The organism is Micromonospora sp. NPDC047762, assembly GCF_043204655.1.
Classification (GTDB): domain Bacteria; phylum Actinomycetota; class Actinomycetes; order Mycobacteriales; family Micromonosporaceae; genus Micromonospora.
Window position 1 is genome coordinate 21,289 of the sequence record NZ_JBIDCQ010000008.1, and the last position, 22,284, is coordinate 43,572.

A 22,284-nucleotide genomic window follows, 5' to 3' on the forward strand; every position below is an offset into this window, starting at 1 on the left:
GTAATGCGTTACGTTGCTGGTCCGCTGGGGTACAAGTCGAGGCACAGCGGGTGAAGATCAACGGTCGAGGGGTACGGCCGGGGCGGGGAGGCTGCATGAGCTCGGCCCAGGGGGGCGCGGACATCGGGCATCCGGCCCTGTCCGGTCGCGAGACCCCGCCGATGCTGGCGGCCGCGTTCGCGGCCGGCGGCGAGATGGGCGAGCGGTTGGCCTCCTTCGACTGGTCCTCCGGCCCCCTGGGCGGGCCCGGTCAGTGGCCCCCGGAGCTCTCCAACGCGGTCGGGATGATGCTCGCCTCCAGCGCGGCGATCGTCATGTTCTGGGGCGACGAGCAGTTGGCCTTCTACAACGACGCCTACCGGCCGACCATCGGCGGCAAACACCCGGACGTGATCGGCCGACCGGCCCGCGCGAACTGGGCGGAGACCTGGGCGGTGCTCGGCCCCCTGCTCGACAACGTCCGGAGCACCGGCCGCTCCTACCGGGGCGAGGACCACCCTTTTCTGCTGGACCGGTACGGCTTCGTCGAGCAGACCTACTTCAACGTCTCGTACGACCCGATCCGCGGTGACGACGGCTCGGTCAGTGGCGTCTACTGCATCGTCAGCGAGACCACCGGGCGGGTGCTCGGCGAGCGTCGCCTGCGCGCGCTGGCCGAACTGGGTGCCGAGCTGAGCGACATCGGCAACGCCACGGAGCTGGGCCGGACCGCCGCCGAGGTGCTCGGCCGGCACGAGGCCGACGTGCCGTTCGCCCTGATCTATCTGGCAGACGACAGCGACCAGCTCACCCTGGCCGGTTGTACCGGCACCACCCCGCCCGCCGCCGATGTCACGGCGCAGGTGTTGGCCCGGCTCAGCGCCGATGACGCGCCTGCCACGATCGAGGTCACCGCGCTGCTCGACGCGCTGCCGGTCGACGCCGCAGACCAGGCTCTCGTGTTGCCGCTCACGGCGACCAACCAGACGGTCGGCGCGCTGGTCGTCGGCGTGGCCCGCCAGTTGCCGCTCGGCGACGACTACCGCGACTTCCTCGGCCTGGTCGCCGCCCAGATCTCCCGGGCGGTCGGCACCCAGCGGGCGTACGAGCAGGAACGGGCCCGCGCCGCCGAGCTGGCAGCGCTGGACCGGGCGAAGACCAACTTCTTCGCCAACGTCAGCCACGAGTTCCGCACGCCACTGACCCTGGTGCTCGGCCCGCTGGAGGACATGCTGGCCGATCCGGCGCTGCCCCCCACCGACACCGACCGGCTCACCATGATGCACCGCAACGCGCTGCGCCTGCTCAAGCTGGTCAACACGGTGCTGGACTTCTCCCGGCTGGAGTCCGGTCGGCTCGCCGCCCGCTACCAGCCCACCGACCTCGCCGATTACACCGCCCGGCTGGCCAGCACCTTCCGCTCGGCCACCGACCGGGCCGGGTTGCGACTGGTGGTGGACTGTCCGCCGCTGCCGATGCCGGTCCACGTCGACCGGGACATGTGGGAGAAGGTCGTCCTCAACCTGGTGTCGAACGCTGTCAAGTTCACCTTCGACGGCGAGATCCGGGTGCGGGTCCGGGCCGTGGAGGGCGCGGCCCGGCTGGAGGTGACGGACACCGGCATCGGGATCGTGACGGACGAGCTGCCGCACGTCTTCGAACGGTTCCACCGGGTTCCCGGGGCGCGGGCACGTACCCACGAAGGCACCGGCATCGGCCTCGCGCTGGTCCGGGAACTGGTCGAGATGCACGGCGGCGAGGTCGGGTTGACGAGCCAGATCGACGTGGGCAGCACCTTCACGGTGACCGTTCCGTTCGGCTCGGCGCACCTGCCGGCGGACCAGGTGGCGGCGTTCGACCCGCTGCCGGTGGGTGAGCCCCAGCAGGCCCGGCTCTTCGTGGCGGAGACCGCGCTGTGGGCCGGCGTCGCGTCGACACCGGAACTCGACCATTGGCCGTCGGAGGGCGTCTCGGCCGGCCGGATCCTGGTCGTCGACGACAACGCCGACCTGCAGGAGCACGTCAGCCGACTGCTCTCCCCGACCTGGGACGTGGTCACCGCGAACGACGGGCTCGAAGCCCTGCCGCTGGCCCGCGAGGGCGGGTTCGACCTGGTGCTCACCGACGTGATGATGCCCCGGCTGGACGGGTTCGGGCTGGTGAGCGCGCTGCGCGCGGACCCGCGCACCCGGCATGTCCCGATCGTGCTGCTCTCCGCCCGCGCCGGCTCCGCGGAGGAGGTCGCCGGTCTCGCCGTCGGCGCTGACGACTACCTCACCAAGCCGTTCTCCGCGCAGGAACTGGTCGCCCGGGTCCGGGCCAACGTCGAGCTGGGCCAGCTGCGCGGGCAGATCATCCGCCGGCTCCGCGCGCTGGCCGACGCGGCGGTGGCGGTGAACTCCGCCCGATCCACAGCCGACGTGCTCCAGGTCGCCGCCCGGCACGCGTTGAGCCTCGCCGAAGCGGCCCGGGTGGTCGTCTCCGCGGCCGAGGCGCGCTTCGAGGCGGACGGCGGAGGCACCACCGCCGCCGACCCGTCGTTCGTGGCCGAGCTGACCGGCACCGCCGGCAAGCAGCTCGGTGAGCTGCGGGTCTGGCGGGCAGCCGGCGACGAGGCGCAGGCCGACGACGCCGCGTTGACCGAGCTGGCCCGGCTCGTCGGGGTGCGACTGGAGAACGCCCAGCTCTACGAAGCCGAACACCGCATCGCCACCACCCTGCAGCACAGCCTGCTGCCCCGGTCGCTGCCCCAACTGCCCGGCGCGGTGATCGCCAGCCGCTACCTGCCCGGCAGCGCCGACGTCGAGGTCGGTGGCGACTGGTACGACGCGATCGCGCTCAACGGCGACGAGCTGGTGCTGGTCATCGGCGATGTGGTCGGTAAGGGCGTCCGGGCCGCCGCGGCGATGGGGCAGCTGCGCAACGCGCTGCGGGCGTACGTCCTGGAGGGCTTCGACCCGGGTGAGTCGCTGACCCGGCTCAACCGGCTGGTCGGCTCCACCGAGGCCCGCTCCTTCGCGACGGTGGTCTGCCTGCTGTTCAACCCCGGCACCGGGCGGCTGCGTTACGCGAGCGCCGGTCACCCGTCCCCACTGTTGATCACCGGAGGCGACGTGGCGTTCCTGCACGACCGGGCGCTCGGCCCACCTGTCGGCGCGCTCCCCGACGCGACGTACGAGTCGGTGGAGGGCGAGTTGCCGGCCGGCACTCGACTGCTGCTCTACACCGACGGGCTGGTCGAGGACCGTCAGCTCGGCATCGATGCCGCACTGGCCCAGTTGCGCATCGACGCGGCCACCCCGAGCGAGCACGTGGTGGACCTGATCGACGCGGTGGTCGAACGGGTCACCGGGCGGCCGCGCCGCGACGACGTGGCGGTTCTCGCCCTGGAGGCGGCGGAGCTGAACCGCTTCGCGCTGCGGCTACCGGCGGACCCGACCCGGCTCAGCGTGCTCCGCAAGCGGCTGGAGGATTTCCTCGTCGCGCACTCCGTCGGCGAGACCGACAGGTTCGACCTGACGGTTGCCGTCTCCGAGGCCGCCGCCAACGCCATCGAGCACCCGGTCCACCCCGCCGAGGCCATGATCAGTGTGGAGGTGGCCATCGACGGTCGGACGGTGACGGCCACCGTGCGCGACAGCGGGCAGTGGCGGGAGTCGACCGGCTCCGGCTTCCGGGGCCGCGGCCTGGACCTGATCAGAGCGCTGGGTGAACTGTCGGTACGGCGTACCGCCGAGGGCACCGAGGTGACGCTGCGCCGGCAGTTGCAGGACTGACCGCGCGCTCGGCGGCGGCCGGTTGCCTAGGCCGGGTCGAGCCAGCCCTGTTCGCCGAGGCCGGAGATCTCCAGCACCCGACGGACCTGCCGGGACGGGCGGACGCTGAGCCGCCCCGAAAACTCCTGGGCGAGCCGGACCAGGGCATGGATGGCGGCCGAGTCGAAGAAGGTCACCGCACTCAGGTCGAGAGTGATCTTCCCGGCGGCGGGCTCGCGCAGCGCGGTCTGGAGCATCGTGTCCGCGGTCGCCATGTCGACCTCGCCGGCCACCACGACGTGGAGGTGGTCACCGTCGATCTCTGCGCTGGCGGAGAAGACGGGTGGTGCTCCCCCTTGATCCACGCTGACACCATGGCACAGCCACCCTGGCAGGGCAACAACCTCCACCGGGCGGCCGTGGCGCGGGTCACCAGCGGCCCCGGCGATAGGCTTGCGGCATGACCGTCCGCCCGCCGCTGACACCAGGCACGCTCTCCCCGATGCGACCGGTGCCGTCCCAGATCGCCCGACCGGAGTACGTGGGCAAGACGCGTCCGCGGGAGTGGCGTGGCTCGCACGTGCAGACGCCGGAGACCATCGAGAAGATGCGGATCGCCAGCCGGCTCGCCGCCCAGGCGACCAAGCTCGCCGGCGAGCACTGCAAACCCGGCGTGACCACCGACGAGATCGACAAGGTGGTGCACGAGTTCCTCTGCGACCATGGCGCGTACCCGTCGACGCTGGGCTACAAGGGCTTCCCTAAGTCCTGCTGCACCAGCCTCAACGAGGTCATCTGCCATGGCATCCCGGACACCACGGTCCTGCACGACGGCGACATCATCAACGTCGACGTGACCGCGTACATCGGTGGGGTGCACGGTGACACCGACGCCACCTTCTGCGTCGGCGAGGTCAGCGAAGAGGCCCGGCTGCTGGTCGAGCGGACCCACGAGGCGATGATGCGCGGCATCCGCGCCGTCGCCCCGGGACGCCAGATCAACGTGGTGGGACGCGTCATCGAGTCGTACGCCAAGCGGTTCGGTTACGGCGTGGTGCGCGACTTCACCGGCCACGGCATCGGTGAGGCCTTCCACAGCGGCCTGTACGTGCCGCACTACGACAGCCCGCGCCCCACCGACATCATGGAACCCGGCATGACGTTCACCATCGAGCCGATGATCACCCTCGGCACCTACCAGTACGACATGTGGGACGACGGGTGGACAGTGGTCACCAAGGACCGGAAGTGGACGGCGCAGTTCGAGCACACCATCGTGGTGACCGACGACGGCCACGAGATCCTGACCCTGCCGTGACCGACACCCCAGCGGCGCTGCGCGAGGCGCACCACGCGGACGTCTCCGGCGGCTGGCTGCGCCCGGCCGTGTTCGGCGCGATGGACGGCCTCGTCACCAACATCGCCCTGATCGCCGGGGTCGGCGGCGGTGGGGTGTCGCCTCGCAGCATCGTGCTCACCGGCAGCGCCGGCCTCGTCGCCGGTGCGATCTCGATGGGCCTCGGCGAGTACACCAGCGTGCGCTCCGCCAACGAGCAGGTCGCCGCCGAGGTGGCCAAGGAACGACGGGAACTGGAACGGCACCCCGAGGCGGAGGCCCGGGAACTGGCCGACGCGTGGGTGGCCCGGGGCCTGCCCCGGGACCTCGCCACCCAGGTCGCCGAGGCGGTGCGGCGCGACCCGGAGGAGGCGCTGCGGGTGCACGTCCGCGAGGAGCTGGGCGTCGACCCCGACGACCAGCCCAGCCCGTGGGCCGCGGCGATCTCGTCGTTCCTGTTCTTCTCGATCGGCGCGCTGGTCCCGCTGCTGCCGTACCTGCTCGGCGCGACCGAACTGTGGCTGGCGCTCGCCGTCGGCGGGCTCGGGCTGTTCGCCGCCGGTGCCGTGGTGGCCCGCTTCACCCACCGTCCCTGGTGGACCAGCGGGCTGCGCCAGCTGCTGCTGGGCGCCGCGGCGGCCGGCGCCACCTACCTGATCGGCTCGCTGATCGGCGTACCGGGCGGGCTGTGACGCGCCTCAGGTGCTGAGCAGCTCGTCTATCGTGCCGTCGACCGCACGACCACGAGCGGCCAGCTCCTCGGCCTGCCGGGCCAGCACCACACCCACCTCGGTCATGTCCGCCCCGGCCAACCCGGTGCGCCGCACCGCGTCCCCCGGGTCCCGGAAGTAGGTGCGACTCAGCAGACCGGTCACCGTCGCCGCCGCCAGCCGGGCCTCGGCGAGCATCAGCAGAGCCTGATCGGTCTCGTACCACTCGGCCAGCCGGGCCGCGCGGGAGTGCGCCGCGCTGCCCCTGTACCACGCCTGGCGGGCCGCGGTGCTGAACTCCGCCGGTCGGGCCCGGGCCAGCCGGCCGAGGTGCTCGTCGCGCAGCGTGCGCAACCAGCCCGTCGGATCGTGCAACGCCTGCGTGGTGACGTACCGGTCGGCGGTCAGCGGCCAGAGCGGTGAGAGCACCCGCGCCTGGGCCAGGTAGTCCTCGGCGGCGGCCACGGTCAGGTCGACGAGCACCCCGTCGACCCGCCGGGTGGCCGGCGACGGGCCGGTCCCGGGCCGATAGGTGACCACCAGCAATCCGGCCTCGCGGTCCCCGCCGCCGTCGTCGTCCCCGTGCGCCAGCGGCCCGTGTACCGCGATCGCGAGCGCGTCGGCCGGGAACCGCCGCCGGATCGCCTCGGCGACCCGCTCCGCGACCGTCCACCGTCGATCGTCGAGGCCCCGGTCGACACCGGCCCGCTCACTCACCGGACCAGCTCTGTTCGCGGCTGCGGGGCTCGCAACCCCGGCTCACTCCTCGCGCTCACGGGCTCAGCTCTGTTCGCGGCTGCGGAGCTCGCAACCCCGGCTCACTCCTCGCGCTCACGGAACCACCTCGCCTCAACTACCGAGCGTCAGCCTAGCCAGCCGGCGGCGGCGCTTCGGGCGCGCCGCGCCCGATCGGGGCCAGCCGGAAGATGTGGATCTCCCGGCCACCGGCCCGCTGCACGTACGTGTGGTACGCGGGCCACGCGCTGACCAACAGCTGCCACAACCGGTCCCGTTCGGCGCCGGAGGCCCGCTGGGCCCGCACCGCGACCCGCCGGCCCTTCACGTCCACCTCGGCGGCAGGATCGGCGAGCAGGTTCATCGCCCAGCCGGGGTGGTGGGTCTGCCCCCAGTTGGAGCCGATCACCACGTACGCGTCGCCGTCGGGCACGTAGAGCAGCGGATTGCTGCGGGGCTTGCCGGAGCGGCGACCCGTTGTGGTGATGAGCAGGGAGGGAAGCAGGCCGAGCGCGACCACCCTACCCCGGGTGAGTCGACCAACCATCCGGTCGGCCGGAACCAGCAGGCGCGCGGTGGCGCCGAACCAGCGATGATGACCGACTCGACGGACGACATTCCTGAGCACTGACACGCCGGTCAGTCTGCCGGCTGCCCGGCCCCGGCGGCACCCCCACGCGGTCCACTTTCGGCTGCCCGGCGGACCGGTCAGTCCAGCCGCCGTTCGATGGGCAGTCGGGCCCGGGTGAACAGGCCCGCCCCGAGCATCGCCACCACCGGCACCAGCACCAGGACCCCGAGCGCGGGCCACGGCACCAGAAAGGGGTACGGATCGGATATCGGCCAGTCACTGGCGTACTGCCGGTTCACCGAGACCAGCACGATCGCGGCGGTGCCGAGCCCGGCCACGATGCCGAGCACCGAACCGATACCGGCGATGACCCCGGCCTGGCAGATCGCCAGCAGCCGGCGTACCGCTGGGGCCGCGCCGACGGCCGCGAGGGTGGTCAGTTCGGCGCGTCCCTCGGCGGCGGCGAGCGCGGTGGCGATCCCCGCCGCCCCCACGGTGATCAGCCCGGCCGCCGCCGCGAGCAGCAGGAGCACCGGTGAGACGTCGCGTGGGGCGCCGCCGTACTCGACGTTCAGCGAGAACGTCCCGAAGGAACGCAGCGCGGCGGAGAACCGCGCCTGTTGCTCCTCGTCCGGCGGGGTCGGGGTGCCGACCACCCAGCCAGCCGGGAACCAGCTCATGTCGAGTTGTCGGGCCGCGTGGGTGGACAACAGCAGGCGGGAGGAGCCCGACGCCTGGGGCAGCGCGTACCCCGGCAGGTCGCGGACGACGGTGGCCGGAGTGTCCGTTTTCCCGTCCGTGCTGAAGACGCGGACGGTCACCAGGCCGTCGTGCAGGTAGCGCGGGTCGGTCACCACCACGCCACCGGCATGCAGCACCGCCGTGGCGGCGGCGGTCGTCGCCGGGTCCGCGCCGGTGAGAAGTGGCAGCGCGAAGCCGTCGTCCACCCCGGGCAGGACGTAGCCGCCGTAGGAGTCGGCCTCGCGGATCTGGCAGCGTGGGTCGGCCCGCGCCTGCTGGCGGTGTGCGGCGGGAAGACTGTCGCCGGGCTGAAACGGACAGGCTCGGCTCGGCGGGAGGACGGGTGCCACGTCGCAGTAACGGGCACCCGTCGGGTCGCAGTTGGGCTCGTACACCGTGGCGACCGCGTCGACCCCCAACTGGTCCCGGGCCGCGTCGGCGACCTGCGCCAGGGTGGGCTGGCCGTCCGGCCGGTTGGCGTGCACCAGCATGTGACCGGTCGGCAGCGCCGGCCGGTAGGCGCGCGCGTCGCGGGTGCCGTCGCTGGCCAGGTAGCCGCCGAGGGCGACACTGCTGGCGACGGCGGCCATCACGGCGCAGATGGCGGGTGCCGCGGCGGCCCGGTTGCGGCTGGCATCGCGCAGTGCGATCCGTGGCGCCAGCGGCAGCACCCGGCCGAGGCGGGCGAGCGCCCCGAGCAGCGTGGGCGTGCAGCAGACCAGGCCCAACTCGCCGAGGATCAGCCCGGTGAGAACCACCGCCGGGGAAGTCTGGGTGGCTCCGAACGCCGCCAGCCCCGCCCCGCCGACCACCAGTGCCAGTCCGAGAACCAACCACCGGCCCGGGGATTTCGCCGGGGTGCGTCGTCCGGCGAGCCCGGCGCTGACGTCCTGCCGGGCGGCGGTCCAGGCCGGTGCCAGCGCGGCGAGCACCCCGGCCAGCACCGCGACGCCACCGAGCAGGGCCAGCGCGCTCGGCCAGCAGCGGTAGCCGCCGAAACGGGCGCTGAAGACGTACTGCTCCATCAGCGGGCGACCGGCGAACGCCGCGCTGACGCCGACCAGCAGGCCGGCGGCGGCCCCCAGCACGCCCAACACCACACCGTCGGCCAGCACGACCCGGCGAAGCTGGGCGGCGTCCCCGCCCGCCACCGCGACCAGCGCCAGATCCCGCCGTCGACGACGGACGCCGACGGCGAAGGCCGGCCCGACCAGCAGGACGACCTCCAGAAGCCCGAGGCCCGCGATGAGGACGCCGGTGCTCAGGTCGTTGGCGCCGCTCTGCCTGATCGCACCGAACCACGTCCGGTCCGCTGTGGTCCCCGAGCCGACCGGGCTTCGGGCGGTGACCACCACCCCCCGCTCGTTGAGCCGGGACACCAGCGCGGCGTCCACTGCTCCGGGCAGGTCCGCCAGCCAGACGCTGTCCGGCTCCGGGCCGGTCGCCTGCACGGCCCCCGGGTGCAGCGCCACGACCGGCCCGAGGTCGTCGGGAAATTCGACCACCCCCACGACTGTGTACGCCCTGCTTCCGTCGGCGGTGGCCACGGCGTGGCCGAGGCGCAGGCCCAGGCGGCGCAGCGCCACCGGACTGACGGCTACCTCACCGGCCTGCTGTGGTGCCCGGCCGGCCCGGAACCGCACCAGCCCTCGGGCCAACGGGTCGGTGAGGTCCAGCGCCCGCCCGGCCACGGCCTCGTCGCGGCGCGGGCCGCGCAGTGTCAGCGGGACGCGGGGACGAAGCTCGGTGACCCGGCTGCCCGGCCCCAGCAGGGTGGTCATCTGGGCGGCGGTGACCCGCGCGGGGGGCTCGCCGTCCTGGGTGGACCATGCCTCACCCCAGTCGTCCTGCCGCACCGGGCTGCTGGCGATCCACTGCAACTCCGCGTCGGCCACGCCGAGCCGGCGGTCGACGCGTTCCTGTGGGGTCAGCTCGGCCATGTCGTAGCTCGCCGCCAGGAAGGCGAGCGCCGCCACCGGCAGGGCGATCATCGCGAGCACCAGGGCCGTCCGCCGCCGGGACCGGCGTGACTCCCGCCGGGCGATTCGCAGCGCGGCCCGCCAGGAGCCGGTCAGCTCGGCGAACCGCCTCCGGCCGACCGGGGCGGGCGGCGCGACCGGCCGCGGCGTCGCGGTGCCGGCCCGACCGAGGGCCCGCATCGGACGGCGAACGGTCACCGGTCGCTGCCGGACAGCAGTTGCTCGACACTGCCCAGCGGTGCCGTCGTGTCGACCAGCACGCCGTCGCGGAGGAACACCACCCGGTCCGCCCAGCCAGCGTGCCGCGCCTCGTGGGTGACCAGCACCCCGGCGGCGCCCGCGTCGATCCGACGGCGCAGCAGGTGCAGCACCGCCTCACCGGTCTGGGAGTCCAACGCCCCGGTGGGCTCGTCGGCGAGGACCAGCCGACGGTCGCCCACCAGCGCGCGGGCGATGGCCACCCGCTGCTGCTGCCCGCCGGAGAGCTGGTCCGGGAAACGGTCCCCCAACGCGGGCAGCCCCACCTCGGTGAGCGCGGCCATGGCCAGTGCGCGGGCCCGACGTCCGCTGGTCCCGTCGAGTTCCAACGGGAGCGCCACGTTCTCCAGCGCGCTCAGACTGCCCAGCAGGTTGAGCTGCTGGAAGATGTAGCCGATCCGACGGCGGCGCAGCTGGGCCAGCCCGCGGCGGTCCAGGGCCCCCAGCGGTTGCCCCTCGACCCGGACCTCGCCGCCGGTCGGACGGTCCAACCCACCGGCGAGAGCCAGCAGTGTCGATTTGCCGGAGCCGGACGGTCCCATCACGGCGACCAGCTCGCCGGGCCGGACGACCAGGCTGACGCCGCGCAGCGCGTGCACCGCCGCCGGCCCGGCACCGTGGGTGCGGTGGACGGCGCGTAGCTCCAGCACCGCGTCGTCCGATCCGCTCACCGTCTTGCCTCCTCGCCGGCCCATCGAGCCGCGTCCCGCGCGTCGACGTCATCGGGTCGGGTAGCGGGAGGCGCCGGGCCGCTGGGTTGGTGCCGGACCAGACTGGTCTCGCAGTGGTCCAGCCAGCGAACCTCGGCCTCGGCCTGGAACACCATCGAGTCCAGCACGAGGCGCCAGGGAAGGTCCTCCGGCCGGTTGCTGCCGTACTTCAACCGGGTCAACTCCTGAAGGGCCCGCATCGTCGCGCTGCGTTGGGCCTGCACCACCGACCGGACGTCGACCCCCGGGGTGGTCAGCGCCAGCGCCAGTTTGATCGCCAGTTCGTCACGGGGGCGGTCGTTACGACTGATCGGGGTGGCGAACCACAGCGCCAGGTCCGCCCGGCCAGCGTCGGTGATCTCGTACGGGCGCTGCCCGCCCTCGCTCTCCGGCAGCGGGCGCACCAGACCGTCCCGTTCCAGCCGGGACAACGTGGTGTAGACCTGCCCGATGTTCAGCGGCCAGGTCGAGCCGGTCGACTCCTCGAACGCGGCGCGCAGCTGGTACCCGTACATCTGGCCGCGTTCGAGCAGGGCGAGCAACCCGTGACGGATGGACATGGCAACGGAGTATGCATACCTGGTATGCGTACCGCAACCGGAGTGGACGGGTTCAGGTCGGTCGGCCGGGAAACGGGACAGTCAGCGGGGTCAGCCCGGCCGTCTTCCGCCACCGGGTGGCCCGCACGGCGTACTCGACCAGGGCGGCCAACGCCTGGTCCCGGTCGGCGCCGGTGGTGGATGCCAGGGCAGCCCGCCAGTGCGCGGCCGTGCGCTCCTCCACCTCGGCGGCGAGCCGCAGGGCGCTGGCCCGGTCGGTGACCGGGAACGGCAGGGCGTACCCGGCGCGGTCCGGTGGGACGACGCCGCCGGCCGTGGTGAGCTGCACGACCAGCGCGTCGCGCCGCCGTCGATGCGCGGCCTCCGCCTGGCGTGCCGCGTCCCGCGCAGCTCCGCTGAGCCGGACACCGATCCGTCCGTAGGCGTAGATGGCCGCGTACTCGGCGGACAGGGCGGAGGCGAGTGCCTCCCCGGCGGACGGCTGCCTCACTTGAGTGCTTCCTGGTGGGTTGCCCGGGCGGCGACTATCGACCCGAGCAGCGCCGCCCGCTCCGCGGGCGCAGCGGCGCAGGCGGCGGCGGCGGACTGCTGGGCGGTCTTCTCCAGTGCCCGCAGGGCGGCGCGCGCGCCGTTCGGATCGGCGGCCGGGTCGGTGCTCGGCGTGGCGGGGGCCGCCGACGGCACTGTCACGCCGATCACCCGGGCCAGCTCGGTGGCGTGCGCGGTGTGCGTCTCGGCGATCGGGTTGAGCCGGTCGGCGAGCTCGGGGTGGGCGGTCGCGGTCGCCCGGTACGCGGCGGCCAGCGCGAGTGACTCGTCCACCATCGGCCGCAGCGGGTCGGGCGGTGGGGCCGGTTGGTCGTCGCGGTCGAAAAGATCACAGCCGGTCAGCGGCGTCACGGCACCGCCGAGCACCAGCAGCGTCCCGGTGCTCAGGAGCTTTCGCCGGGAATGTCCGGATGCTTGGTCGCGCTGTGTCGTTCTGCCGATCCCCACCGGACAAGTCAACACCATCCGTGCCGCTCCGGGGGTCACCGGCGTCGGTGCGCCGCCCGGTCCGCCGCCCGGCAGGCGCGTTACGCTCTGCGCAACCACCGGCGTGTCCACTCCGGTGGCGTGCCGGCATGGCGGGAACACCGGTCCCCGTCGACCAGGGAGAGGGTGCGGAGATGACGCAGCGTGGCCGTGCCACCAGGCCGACGGGTCAGCCCCGCGGTGCTGCGGGCCCCCGCGGCGGTGACCTCGCCGCGCGGCGGGACCGACTGCGGGCCGTGATCGAGCCAGTGGTCAACGACGCCGGCTACGACCTGGAGGACCTGTCGGTCTCCCGGGCCGGCCGCCGGCACGTGGTGCGCGTGATGGTGGACACCGACGGCGGGATCGACCTGGACGCCGTCGCGGACGTCTCCCGCAAGGTCTCGGCCGCGCTGGACGCCGCCGAGGAGACCGGCGGCGACATCGTCGCCGGCGAGTACCAACTGGAAGTCAGCTCGCCCGGCGTCGACCGGCCGCTCACCCTGCCCCGTCACTGGCGGCGCAACGTGGGCCGACTGGTGAAGGTCACCGCCCGGGGCGCGGCCACGCTGCCCGGCCAACGCGGCGAACAGCCCGCTGGTGACCGTCAACTGACCGGCCGGGTGGTCGCGGCCGACGACGAGGGCGTGCACCTGGAGACCGACGATGGCCGCGCCGCCTGGGCGTACGCCCAGCTGGGCCCCGGTCGTGTGCAGGTCGAGTTCACCCGGCTCGCCGAGCTCGGTGAGCCGGAGGACGAGTTCGACGACGCGGACGATTCCGACGAGTTCGACGATTCAGACGACATCGACGACGAAGATGATGTGGAGGACGAGGAGAGGTGAACATCGACCTCGCGGCGCTGCGCGCACTCGAGCGCGAGCGGGAGATCCCGTTCGACACGATTCTCGCGGCGATCGAGACCGCGTTGCTGACCGCCTACCGGCACACCGACGGGGCCGAACCGTACGCCCGGGTGGAGATCGACCGCAGGTCGGGCGCCGCCCTGGTGTACGCCCAGGAGATGGATGCCGACGGCAGCCTGGTGCGGGAGTGGGACGACACCCCGCACGACTTCGGCCGGATCGCCGCCATGACCGCCAAGCAGGTGATCCTCCAGCGGTTGCGGGAGGCCACCGACGAGGTGCACTTCGGTGAGTACGTCGGCCGTGAGGGCGACCTGGTCACCGGCGTGGTGCAGGCGCACGAGACGCGTACCGAGAAGGGCATCGTCAGCGTCGACCTGGGCAAGCTGGAGGGCGTGCTGCCGCAGTCCGAGCAGGTGCCCGGCGAGCGGTACGCGCACGGCGAGCGGGTCCGCTGCGTCGTGGTGCACGTGGCAAAGGGCATGCGCGGGCCGCAGATCACCCTGTCCCGGTCGCACCCGGCTCTGGTCAAGAAGCTCTTCGCGCTGGAGGTGCCGGAGATCGCCGACGGCACCGTCGAGATCGGTGCGATCGCCCGTGAGGCGGGCCATCGCACGAAGATCGCCGTTCGCTCCACCACCCCGGGGGTGAACGCCAAGGGCGCCTGCATCGGCCCGATGGGTCAGCGGGTGCGTGCCGTGATGAGCGAGCTGCACGGTGAGAAGATCGACATCATCGACTGGTCGGACGACCCGGGCACCTTCGTCGGCAACGCGTTGTCGCCGGCCAAGGCGTTGCGGGTCGAGGTGGTCGACCTGGCCAACCGGGCCGCCCGGGTGACAGTTCCCGACTTCCAGCTCTCGCTCGCCATCGGTCGGGAGGGGCAGAATGCCCGACTCGCGGCCCGATTGACCGGTTGGCGGATCGACATTCGTTCCGACGCGGAGCAGACCGCACCGGCAGCGCGTGGGGTAACTGATCACGTGCGGGAGCCGGGCGGCGCGATCTCGGGCAGCTAGGGGTAGACTTCCTCCAGTGGTACGACGCGTGCAACCGGAGCGCACCTGTGTGGGTTGCCGGAAACGCGCGCCGGCCAGCGAATTGCTGCGGGTCGTCGCGGTCAGGGACGAGGCTGGTCACAGCCTCCGGCCTGATCCGCGCCGCAGGCTGCCGGGTCGGGGAGCGAACATGCACCCGGATCCGGCCTGCTTCGCGCTGGCGGTGCGGCGCCGCGCCTTCGGGCGTGCGCTGCGCAGCACCGAGGTCCTCGACCACGGTGCGCTGGCGGAGCACGTCGATGCGCCAACCACTACGTCCGGTCAGCCCGACCGGGCGAGGGTCGCTAGCAGGGTAGGACGACCGACATGAGCACACGATGAAGTCCCTGAAATGACCAGGCTTCAAGTGCACGAGTGAGGTCGCTGCGGGTGCTGCCCGCACGACCTCGGAGTGAGGAGTGCAGTGGCAGGCAAGGCCCGCGTTCACGAGCTTGCAAAAGAGCTCGGGGTCGAGAGTAAGACCGTTCTCGCCAAGTTGAAGGAAATGGGCGAGTTCGTGAAGTCCGCGTCCAGCACCGTCGAGGCGCCCGTCGCCCGGCGGCTGCGTAACGCATTCGTCGCGTCCGCCGGAGCCCCGGCTCCGGCCGCCCCGTCGGCGCCCGCGTCGACGCCGGCTTCAAACCCGACCCCGACGCCAACCCCGGCCCCGGGCGCGCCCCGGGTCTCGGCCAAGCCGATGCCGCCTCGGCGGCCGGCCGCGCCGGCACCCGGTCCCAAGCCCAAGGGTCCGGTTCCCGGTGCCCCGCAGTCGGCGACCCCGGTCGCCAAGCCGGCGAGTGCCCACGACATCGAGGTGGCGGCCGCGGAGGCGCGTGCCGCCGCGCTGAAGGCTGAGCAGGAGGCCGCGGTCAAGGCCGCGCAGGCCGCCCGCCAGCAGCAGCGGGACAACCCCGTTCGCCGGGAGCCTCCGGCCGACGGCGGTAACCGTCCCGGCCCTCGGCCCGGTCCCGCGGCGATGCCGCCCCGTCCCGGTTCCCCGGCAGCTCGTCCGAGCACGCCGGCTCCGGGTCCGGGTGCCCGCCCCGGCGGTCGTCCGCCGGCGCGTGGCGCCGGTAACAACCCGTTCGGCATCCAGGGTGGCCAGCAGCAGCGGCCCCCGGCCGCCGGTGCGGGTGGCCCTCGGCCCAACACCCCGGCGGGCATGCCGCCGCGGCCGAGCCCGAACTCCATGCCGCCGCGGCCCAGCCCGGCGTCCATGCCGAGCCAGCGCCCGGCTGCTGGTCGTCCCGGCCCCGGTGGCGCTGGTCGCCCCGGTGGCGGTGGCGCCGGTCGTCCCGGTGGCGGTGGCGGTGGTTTCCGTGGCGGTCCCGGCGGTGGCGCCGGTGGCGGTGGCGGTTACCGTGGCGGCCCTGGTGGCGGCGCGGGTGCCGGCGGTGGCGGTGGCTACCGTGGCGGTCCCGGCGGCGGTGGCGGTGCTCCCGGTGGCGGTTTCCGTCCGGGTGGTCCGGCCGGTGGCGGCGGTCGTCCGGGTGCGGGCGGTCGTGGCCGTGGCGGCGGCGCCGCGGGTGCCTTCGGGCGTCCGGGTGGTCGGCCGACGCGCGGTCGCAAGTCCAAGAAGCAGCGCAGACAGGAGTTCGACAACCTGTCGGCTCCGACCATGAGCTCGGGTGCTCCCCGGGGTCAGGGTCAGGTCGTCCGGCTCTCCCGTGGCGCCTCGCTGTCGGACTTCGCCGACAAGATCAACGCCAACCCGGGTTCGCTGGTCCAGGAGATGTTCAACCTGGGCGAGATGGTGACCGCGACCCAGTCCTGTTCTGACGACACCCTGCACCTGCTGGGTGAGCACCTGGGCTTCGACATCCAGATCGTCAGTCCGGAGGACGAGGACCGCGAGCTGCTCGCGCAGTTCAACATCGACCTCGACGCGGAGGTGGCCGAGGAGCGTCTGGTCAGCCGTGCGCCGGTGGTGACCGTCATGGGTCACGTCGACCACGGTAAGACCAAGCTGCTCGACGCCATCCGTAAGGCGAACGTCGTGGCCGGTGAGGCGGGTGGCATCACCCAGCACATCGGTGCGTACCAGGTCCACGTCCCGCACGAGGGCGAGGACCGGGCGGTCACGTTCATCGACACCCCGGGTCACGAGGCGTTCACCGCCATGCGTGCCCGTGGTGCCCAGGTCACGGACATCGTGATCCTGGTCGTCGCGGCCGACGACGGCGTGATGCCGCAGACCATCGAGGCGTTGAACCACGCCAAGGCGGCCGACGTGCCGATCGTGGTCGCGGTCAACAAGGTCGACAAGCCGGACGCCAACCCGGACAAGGTCCGCCAGCAGCTGACCGAGTACGGCCTGGTCGCTGAGGAGTACGGCGGCGAGACCATGTTCGTCAACGTGGCAGCCAAGCCGGGCATCGGCATCGAGGAACTGCTCGAGGCCGTCCTGCTGACCGCCGACGCGTCGCTGGAGCTGACCGCTCCGATCGACGGGCCGGCGCAGGGTGTGGCCATCGAGGCCCACCTGGACAAGGGCCGCGGTGCGGTGGCGACGGTGCTGGTGCAGAAGGGCACCCTGCGGGCGGGCGACTCGATCGTCGCCGGTGGGGCGCACGGCCGGGTCCGGGCCATGCTCGACGAGAACGGCAACCAGCTCTCCGAGGCTGGTCCGGCGCGTCCGGTGATGGTTCTGGGTCTGACCGCGCCGCCCGGTGCGGGTGACACGTTCCTCGCCGCGGCGGACGACCGCACGGTGCGGCAGATCGCCGAGCAGCGGCAGGCACGGCGGCGGGCGGCGTCCTTCGCCAACTCTCGTGGCCGGGCCACTCTTGAGACGCTCATGGAGCAGCTCAAGGAGGGCGAGAAGACCTCGCTCAACCTCATCCTCAAGGGCGATGTCTCCGGTTCGGTGGAGGCCCTGGAGGACGCGCTGTTCAACCTCGACATCCCCGAGGAGGTCCAGCTCAAGGTCCTCGACCGGGGCGTCGGCGCGATCACCGAGAGCAACGTCATGCTCGCGAGCGCCTCGTCCGAGCCGGTCACGATCATCGGCTTCAACGTGCGGGCCTCGAACAAGGTCCGTGAGATGGCCGACCGCGAGGGCGTGGAGATCCGGTACTACACCGTCATCTACCAGGCCATCGAGGAGATCGAGGCAGCGCTCAAGGGCCTGCTCAAGCCGGAGTACGAGGAGGCCGAGCTGGGCAGCGCGGAGATCCGCGATGTCTTCCGCTCGTCCAAGATCGGCAACATCTCCGGTTGCATCGTCCGGTCGGGCATCATCCGACGCAACGCGAAGGCTCGACTGCTTCGGGACGGGACGGTCGTGGCGGACAACCTCACGATCACCTCGCTCAAGCGGTTCAAGGACGACGCCACCGAGGTCCGCGAGGGCTTCGAGTGCGGTCTGACCCTGGGTGGTTACAACAACGTCCAGGTCGGCGACGTCATCGAGACCTTCGAGATGCGGGAGAAGGTTCGCGCCTGATCCGGCAGTGACACGCTGATCAAGGGGTTTACGCCACTCGGCGTAAACCCCTTGATCATGCGGGGCGGGTTGGCGGTATCGTCCGGGGCGATGTTCACCGGAACCGCGGTCTTCGACCTGCTGCTGCCGGGCGACTCCAGGTCGCTCAAAGCCAAGAGATCATATGTACGGCCGATCGTGGCGGCCCTGCGCCGCTTCGAGGTGTCGGCCGCCGAGGTGGGTGCGCTCGACCTGCATGGTCGAGCGCAACTGGCGGTGGCCGTGGTGGCCGCCGAGACGGCGCACGTCCGCGAGGTGCTCGACTCCTGTGAGCGCCTGGTGGCCAATCGCCCCGAGGTCGAGTTGCTGTCGGTTCGACGCCGGCTCTACGGTGCGGACGACGACTGACCATGGTGCCGGCTGTGCCGGGCGACCGGAGCGGCCCCGAAGGTAATGTTCGAGATGTTGGCCGGTCGGCCGGCGGCCTCCGGGTCGCCGGGTCGACCGGAAGCAGGACGCCGTGGAGGTGGCGAGATGTCTGATCCGGCCAAGGTACGCCGGCACGCGGAACGGGTGCGTGAGCTGGTCGCGTCGGTGGTGCGGAGCCAGATCAAGGACCCGCGGCTCGGGATGATCACCATCACCGATGCCCGGATTACCGCTGACCTGCGTGACGCGACGGTGTTCTACACGGTGCTCGGGGACTCGGTGGCCCAGGCGGACACCGCCGCGGCGTTGGAGAGCGCCAAGGGGATGCTGCGCAGCACTGTCGGCAAGGCGCTCGGGCTGCGCCACTCGCCGACGCTCGCGTTCGTCCTCGACGACGTGCAGGACCAGGTCAAGCACATCGACGACCTGCTCGCCGCCGCCCGCAACGCCGACGCCGAGGTGCAGCGGCTCGCCGCCCAGGCGAAGTACGCGGGTGAGGCCCAGCCGTACCGGGTGGATGACGAGGACGACGAGACGGACGAGGCCGACGAGGCCGACGTCAAGGAGACCCCGCGGGGTGGGGAAGCGCGGTGACCAGCACCGCCAGCGCAGCGTTCGTCGCCTCGACCGGGCTCGGCCCGACCGAGGCGGCGTGGGCCGAGGCCGAGGCGTTGGTGCGGGCTCTCCCGCCGACCGCCCGGGTGCTGCTGATCTGCCACATCAATCCGGACGGCGACGCGCTGGGCAGCATGCTCGGCTTCGGTCTGGGCCTGCGGCAGCTCGGCGTACGCGACGTGCAGGCGACCTTTCCCGGGCCGCCGGAGGTGCCGGAGCCGTTCCGGGGGCTGCCGGGTCTGGATCTGCTGGTCCCGGCGGACGCCGCCGACCCGGCGCCCGATCTGGTGATCTGCTTCGACGCGGCGAGCGAGTCGCGTCTCGGCGAGTTGGCCGGGCGGCTGTCGTCGGCGGGTGCGGCGTTGGTGCTCGACCACCACGCCTCCAACCCCGGTTTCGGCACCGTCAACCTGGTCGACCCGGGGGCGGCGGCCACGTCGGTCGTGGTCGAGCAACTGCTGGCCCGGCTCGGGGTGGTGGTGGATCCGGCCATCGCCGAGTGCCTCTACGTGGCGCTGACCACTGACACCGGTTCCTTCCGGTTCGCGGCTACCACTCCGGCGGTGCACCAGATGGCCGCCCGACTGCTGGCGACCGGGATCTCACCGGGTGACATCTCCCGGCAGGTCTTCGACACCCGGCCCTTCGGCGCGGTCCGCCTCTTCGGTGAGGTGCTCGGCCGGGCTCGACTGGAGCCGGCCGCCGCCGGAGGTCGGGGTCTGGTCTGGACCTTCGCCACCCTCGATGACCTGTCCCGGCACGACCAGCGGCCGTACGTGCTGGAGGCGCTGATCGACTCCGTGCGCTGCACCGCCGAGGCGGATGTGAGCTGTGTGGTGAAGCAGACCAGGCCGGCCGAGTGGGCGGTGTCGATGCGCAGCAAGGGCGCTGTGGACGTCAGTCGGGTCGCGGTGGCGCTGGGTGGTGGTGGGCACACGTTCGCGGCCGGGTTCACCGGTCGGGGCACCGTCGAACAGGTGGTCGAGTCGATCCGCGGTCAGCTGGACGCGGCGCTGATCGGCTGACGCGCCTTCGGCCGCCATCGATCTGTCGGTCTGGAAGATCAGGGTCAGCTCCGGGGAGTGTTGGTCTTCCCGCGTTCCGTGATACCGGGAAGAATTGCGGGATGGAGCAGCCGCACGACCTCACCGTGGAGGCCCCCCGCGCCTGGGACCGGCCCGCCGTCTCCGTTCCCGTCCTCGTCTGCCTCTCGCTCGTCGGTGGCCGGTTCGCGTCCTTCTCGACCGAGGCGAATCTGTTCACCCTCGGGACGGGCGGGGTGCTGATCTGGCTCGGTCTGAGCAACCGGGTGCCCCGCCGGCCGGCGCCGCGCCGACTGGGCGCGGGAGCGGCCTGGTGGGCGGTGCCGGTGGTGGTCTTCGGGGTCTTCGAGGGCGTGACCTTCGTGCTGGCCGCCGGCGATGACTTCCCCACCTTCTCCCGGCTGGCCGATCCTCTCCTGGAGGATCAACTGACCAGGTCGGCAGCCTGGTTCGCCTGGTTGGCCGCCTTCTGGGGGCTGGTGCGGCGATGATGCGCGCGCTCGCGATCGGCGGCTTCCTCGCCGCGCTGATCCTCTTCGCGGTGGTCGAGTGGATGGCCCGGCGGGAGGGGTCGCGGATCCCCACCCTTGGCGAGGTCTGTGCCTACGTGATGCGCTATGAGGTCGGTTCGGTGCCGGTGGGCCGGATCGGTCTGTTCGGGTTCTGGTGGTGGCTGGGCTGGCACTTCCTGGCTCGCTGAGCCGGGTTGCCGACCGTCCAAATGGCGGGAACCGTAAGCAGTATGTGGACCTGAACGATAACTTGGGAGAAGGCCGGTACCGCCTGGCGGTGCAGGTCATGGGCGGTGGTGCCACACCCCGCGCTGCCTCCCTCCAGGGTCGGATCGACCCGGGCTCACGCTGCCCAGTCGGCTGCTCCGGTAACCCCGGACCGCCGTGGGGCGCTCAGCAGGACCGCCCGTGAGGGCCGCCGCGTGTCGGCGGCTCACGCCCTGGGAAGAGGAGCGCCACCATGCCGAACAAGCCCAAGCCCGAGACCACCACCGACGACGCCCGCGAGCAGGCCCGCCGCGCGCTGCAGACGTCGATGGACACCCGCCAGTGATCCGACCCCGCCGACGGTGATCCTCAGATCGGTGCGGGCGGGAGATTCGGCCAGATCCGGGCGCGCCGGCGAAGGTAAGTAGTCGGCGGGATTGCGATCCTTACCGCAGCCGTGCCAGGATCGGCCGCGATGAGCCAGACCGTCACCACCGCCCACCGAACCGCCTCGCCTCGGCGGATCGCCGCGCTCGCCCTGCCGGCTCTCGTGGTGCTCGCCGCCGAGCCGCTCTACGTGCTGGTCGACACCGCAGTGGTCGGTCACCTCGGCCGGGTGCCGCTCGCCGCGCTCGCCGTCGGCGGCACGGTCATGACGCTCACCGCCTGGGTGGGCACCGTGGTCGCCTACGGCACCACCGGACGCACGGCCCGCCGCTTCGGCGCGGGTGACCGGGCCGCCGCCGTCGCCGAGGGCGTCCAGTCGTCCTGGTTGGCGCTCGGTGTCGGTCTGCTGATCGCGATCGGCATGCAGCTTGGCGGGGGCGCGCTCGCCCGTACCCTCGCCGGTGGTGGTGGCGAGGTCGCCGACGCCGCCGCCCAGTGGTTGCGGATCGCGGCCCTCGGCGCTCCCGGCCTGCTCCTCGCCGCCGCCGGCAACGGCTGGCTGCGCGGCGTGCAGGACACTCGCCGCCCCCTGTACTTCGTGCTCGGCCCCAACCTGCTCTCCGCGCTGCTCTGCCCGCTGCTGGTCTATCCCGGCGGGCTGGGTCTGGTCGGCTCGGCCGTGGCGAACGTCGTCGCGCAGACGCTCTGCGGAGTGCTCTTCGCCGCCGCCCTGGTCGGTGAACGGGTGTCGCTGCGCCCTCAACCTCGCGTGATCCGCCAGCAACTGGTGCTCAGCAGGGACCTGCTGATCCGAGGGCTGGCGTTCCAGGCCAGCTTCCTGTCCGCGACCGCCGTCGCCGCCCGTTTCGGCGCCGCCGCCGTCGGCGCCCACCAGATCGCCCTGCAACTCTGGTTCTTCACCGCGCTGGTCCTCGACGCCCTCGCCATCGCCGCGCAGTCCCTGGTCGGTGCCGCGCTCGGCGCCGGCGACGACGCGGGTGCGCGGGCGCTCGCCCGCCGGGTCGGGCTGCTCGGCGGCGTCTGCGGCGTGGGCTTCGCGCTGCTCGTCGCCGCCGGCGCGGGCGTGGTGCCGTCGTGGTTCAGCTCCGATGCCGGGGTACGCGAGCAGGCCATGGTGGCCTGGCCGTGGTTCGTCGTCATGCTGCCGCTGGCCGGGGTGGTGTTCGCCCTCGACGGCGTGCTGATCGGCGCCGGCGACGTGCGTTACCTGCGCAACCTCACCATCGTGGCGGCGCTCGGCGGCTTCCTGCCGGCCATCTGGCTGGCGTACGCGCTCAATCTCGGGCTGGGCGGCATCTGGGCCGGGCTCACAGTGTTCGTGGTGATCCGGCTGGTCGCCCTGCTGCTGCGACTGCGCAACGGCAGGTGGGCGGTGACCGGCGCGGTCCGCTGACC

21 protein-coding genes are annotated in these 22,284 nt (G+C 72.6%); 13 read left to right on the forward strand and 8 right to left on the reverse strand.

Going from position 1 to position 22,284, the window contains the following annotated elements; all coding sequences use genetic code 11:
* Positions 1 to 95 precede the first annotated feature (95 nt).
* Positions 96 to 3,755, forward strand: a complete 3,660-nt coding sequence (locus tag ACGF3C_RS23465; RefSeq protein ID WP_393225182.1) for a SpoIIE family protein phosphatase — start codon at positions 96 to 98, stop codon at positions 3,753 to 3,755.
* 26 nt (positions 3,756 to 3,781) lie between these two features.
* Here the strand turns inward: ACGF3C_RS23465 and ACGF3C_RS23470 are convergent, their stop codons facing one another.
* Complete coding sequence (locus tag ACGF3C_RS23470; RefSeq protein ID WP_357222001.1) at positions 3,782 to 4,099, reverse strand: STAS domain-containing protein; 318 nt, start codon at positions 4,097 to 4,099, stop codon at positions 3,782 to 3,784.
* Positions 4,100 to 4,194: 95 nt separating this feature from the next.
* On the opposite strand from ACGF3C_RS23470, the gene map reads away from it, so the two are divergent.
* Positions 4,195 to 5,052 (forward strand): type I methionyl aminopeptidase, encoded by an 858-nt coding sequence (map, locus tag ACGF3C_RS23475; protein ID WP_393225185.1) that lies wholly within the window; start codon positions 4,195 to 4,197, stop codon positions 5,050 to 5,052.
* On the forward strand, positions 5,049 to 5,762 hold the full coding sequence (locus ACGF3C_RS23480) for a VIT1/CCC1 transporter family protein (protein WP_091400358.1): 714 nt from the start codon (positions 5,049 to 5,051) through the stop codon (positions 5,760 to 5,762). The genes map and ACGF3C_RS23480 overlap by 4 nt, the downstream gene beginning before the upstream one ends.
* 6 nt (positions 5,763 to 5,768) lie before the next feature.
* Here ACGF3C_RS23480 and ACGF3C_RS23485 read toward each other — a convergent pair whose 3' ends face one another.
* The 7 genes from ACGF3C_RS23485 to ACGF3C_RS23515 form a co-directional block, all read right to left on the reverse strand.
* On the reverse strand, positions 5,769 to 6,497 hold the full coding sequence (locus ACGF3C_RS23485; RefSeq protein WP_357222004.1) for a nucleotidyltransferase domain-containing protein: 729 nt from the start codon (positions 6,495 to 6,497) through the stop codon (positions 5,769 to 5,771).
* Positions 6,498 to 6,648: 151 nt separating this feature from the next.
* Complete coding sequence (locus ACGF3C_RS23490) at positions 6,649 to 7,149, reverse strand: nitroreductase/quinone reductase family protein (RefSeq protein ID WP_357222006.1); 501 nt, start codon at positions 7,147 to 7,149, stop codon at positions 6,649 to 6,651.
* Positions 7,150 to 7,223: 74 nt separating this feature from the next.
* Entirely contained in the window at positions 7,224 to 10,004 is a 2,781-nt protein-coding gene (locus tag ACGF3C_RS23495) for an FtsX-like permease family protein (RefSeq protein WP_357222008.1), read from the reverse strand.
* Positions 10,001 to 10,735 carry an ABC transporter ATP-binding protein gene (locus ACGF3C_RS23500; RefSeq protein ID WP_238686836.1) on the reverse strand — a complete coding sequence of 245 codons (735 nt, stop codon included), beginning with the start codon at positions 10,733 to 10,735 and terminating at the stop codon, positions 10,001 to 10,003. The genes ACGF3C_RS23495 and ACGF3C_RS23500 overlap by 4 nt, the downstream gene beginning before the upstream one ends.
* Positions 10,732 to 11,334, reverse strand: a complete 603-nt coding sequence (locus tag ACGF3C_RS23505) for a PadR family transcriptional regulator (protein WP_357222012.1) — start codon at positions 11,332 to 11,334, stop codon at positions 10,732 to 10,734. Before ACGF3C_RS23505 ends, ACGF3C_RS23500 begins: the two co-directional genes overlap by 4 nt.
* Before the next feature lie 52 nt (positions 11,335 to 11,386).
* Complete coding sequence (locus tag ACGF3C_RS23510; RefSeq protein ID WP_030337610.1) at positions 11,387 to 11,824, reverse strand: ferritin-like domain-containing protein; 438 nt, start codon at positions 11,822 to 11,824, stop codon at positions 11,387 to 11,389.
* The gene (locus ACGF3C_RS23515) at positions 11,821 to 12,348 is read right to left on the reverse strand and encodes a hypothetical protein (protein WP_393225193.1); all 528 of its coding nucleotides are present in this window, start codon (positions 12,346 to 12,348) and stop codon (positions 11,821 to 11,823) included. Before ACGF3C_RS23515 ends, ACGF3C_RS23510 begins: the two co-directional genes overlap by 4 nt.
* A gap of 155 nt (positions 12,349 to 12,503) precedes the next feature.
* Between ACGF3C_RS23515 and rimP the strand changes: the two genes are divergently transcribed.
* From rimP to ACGF3C_RS23565, 10 genes are all read left to right on the forward strand, one after another.
* A complete protein-coding gene (rimP, locus tag ACGF3C_RS23520) occupies positions 12,504 to 13,193 on the forward strand; it encodes a ribosome maturation factor RimP (protein ID WP_357222016.1) in 690 nt (229 codons plus the stop codon).
* Entirely contained in the window at positions 13,190 to 14,233 is a 1,044-nt protein-coding gene (gene nusA / locus ACGF3C_RS23525; protein WP_357222018.1) for a transcription termination factor NusA, read from the forward strand. The genes rimP and nusA overlap by 4 nt, the downstream gene beginning before the upstream one ends.
* A gap of 16 nt (positions 14,234 to 14,249) precedes the next feature.
* Positions 14,250 to 14,582 carry a YlxR family protein gene (locus ACGF3C_RS23530; RefSeq protein ID WP_393225197.1) on the forward strand — a complete coding sequence of 111 codons (333 nt, stop codon included), beginning with the start codon at positions 14,250 to 14,252 and terminating at the stop codon, positions 14,580 to 14,582.
* A 93-nt stretch (positions 14,583 to 14,675) separates the two neighbouring features.
* On the forward strand, positions 14,676 to 17,696 hold the full coding sequence (gene infB, locus ACGF3C_RS23535; protein WP_357199285.1) for a translation initiation factor IF-2: 3,021 nt from the start codon (positions 14,676 to 14,678) through the stop codon (positions 17,694 to 17,696).
* 90 nt (positions 17,697 to 17,786) lie between these two features.
* Entirely contained in the window at positions 17,787 to 18,083 is a 297-nt protein-coding gene (locus tag ACGF3C_RS23540; protein ID WP_238671751.1) for a DUF503 domain-containing protein, read from the forward strand.
* 126 nt (positions 18,084 to 18,209) lie between these two features.
* The gene (gene rbfA / locus ACGF3C_RS23545; protein WP_355009567.1) at positions 18,210 to 18,698 is read left to right on the forward strand and encodes a 30S ribosome-binding factor RbfA; all 489 of its coding nucleotides are present in this window, start codon (positions 18,210 to 18,212) and stop codon (positions 18,696 to 18,698) included.
* Positions 18,695 to 19,744: a bifunctional oligoribonuclease/PAP phosphatase NrnA gene (locus ACGF3C_RS23550; RefSeq protein ID WP_357225778.1), complete on the forward strand. Its 1,050-nt coding sequence runs from the start codon at positions 18,695 to 18,697 to the stop codon at positions 19,742 to 19,744. The genes rbfA and ACGF3C_RS23550 overlap by 4 nt, the downstream gene beginning before the upstream one ends.
* Before the next feature lie 101 nt (positions 19,745 to 19,845).
* Complete coding sequence (locus ACGF3C_RS23555) at positions 19,846 to 20,253, forward strand: hypothetical protein (protein ID WP_210784728.1); 408 nt, start codon at positions 19,846 to 19,848, stop codon at positions 20,251 to 20,253.
* Positions 20,253 to 20,462 carry a DUF6186 family protein gene (locus ACGF3C_RS23560; RefSeq protein ID WP_181548655.1) on the forward strand — a complete coding sequence of 70 codons (210 nt, stop codon included), beginning with the start codon at positions 20,253 to 20,255 and terminating at the stop codon, positions 20,460 to 20,462. Before ACGF3C_RS23555 ends, ACGF3C_RS23560 begins: the two co-directional genes overlap by 1 nt.
* Positions 20,463 to 20,956: 494 nt before the next feature.
* Complete coding sequence (locus ACGF3C_RS23565; RefSeq protein ID WP_393225202.1) at positions 20,957 to 22,282, forward strand: MATE family efflux transporter; 1,326 nt, start codon at positions 20,957 to 20,959, stop codon at positions 22,280 to 22,282.
* Positions 22,283 to 22,284: the final 2 nt, after the last annotated feature.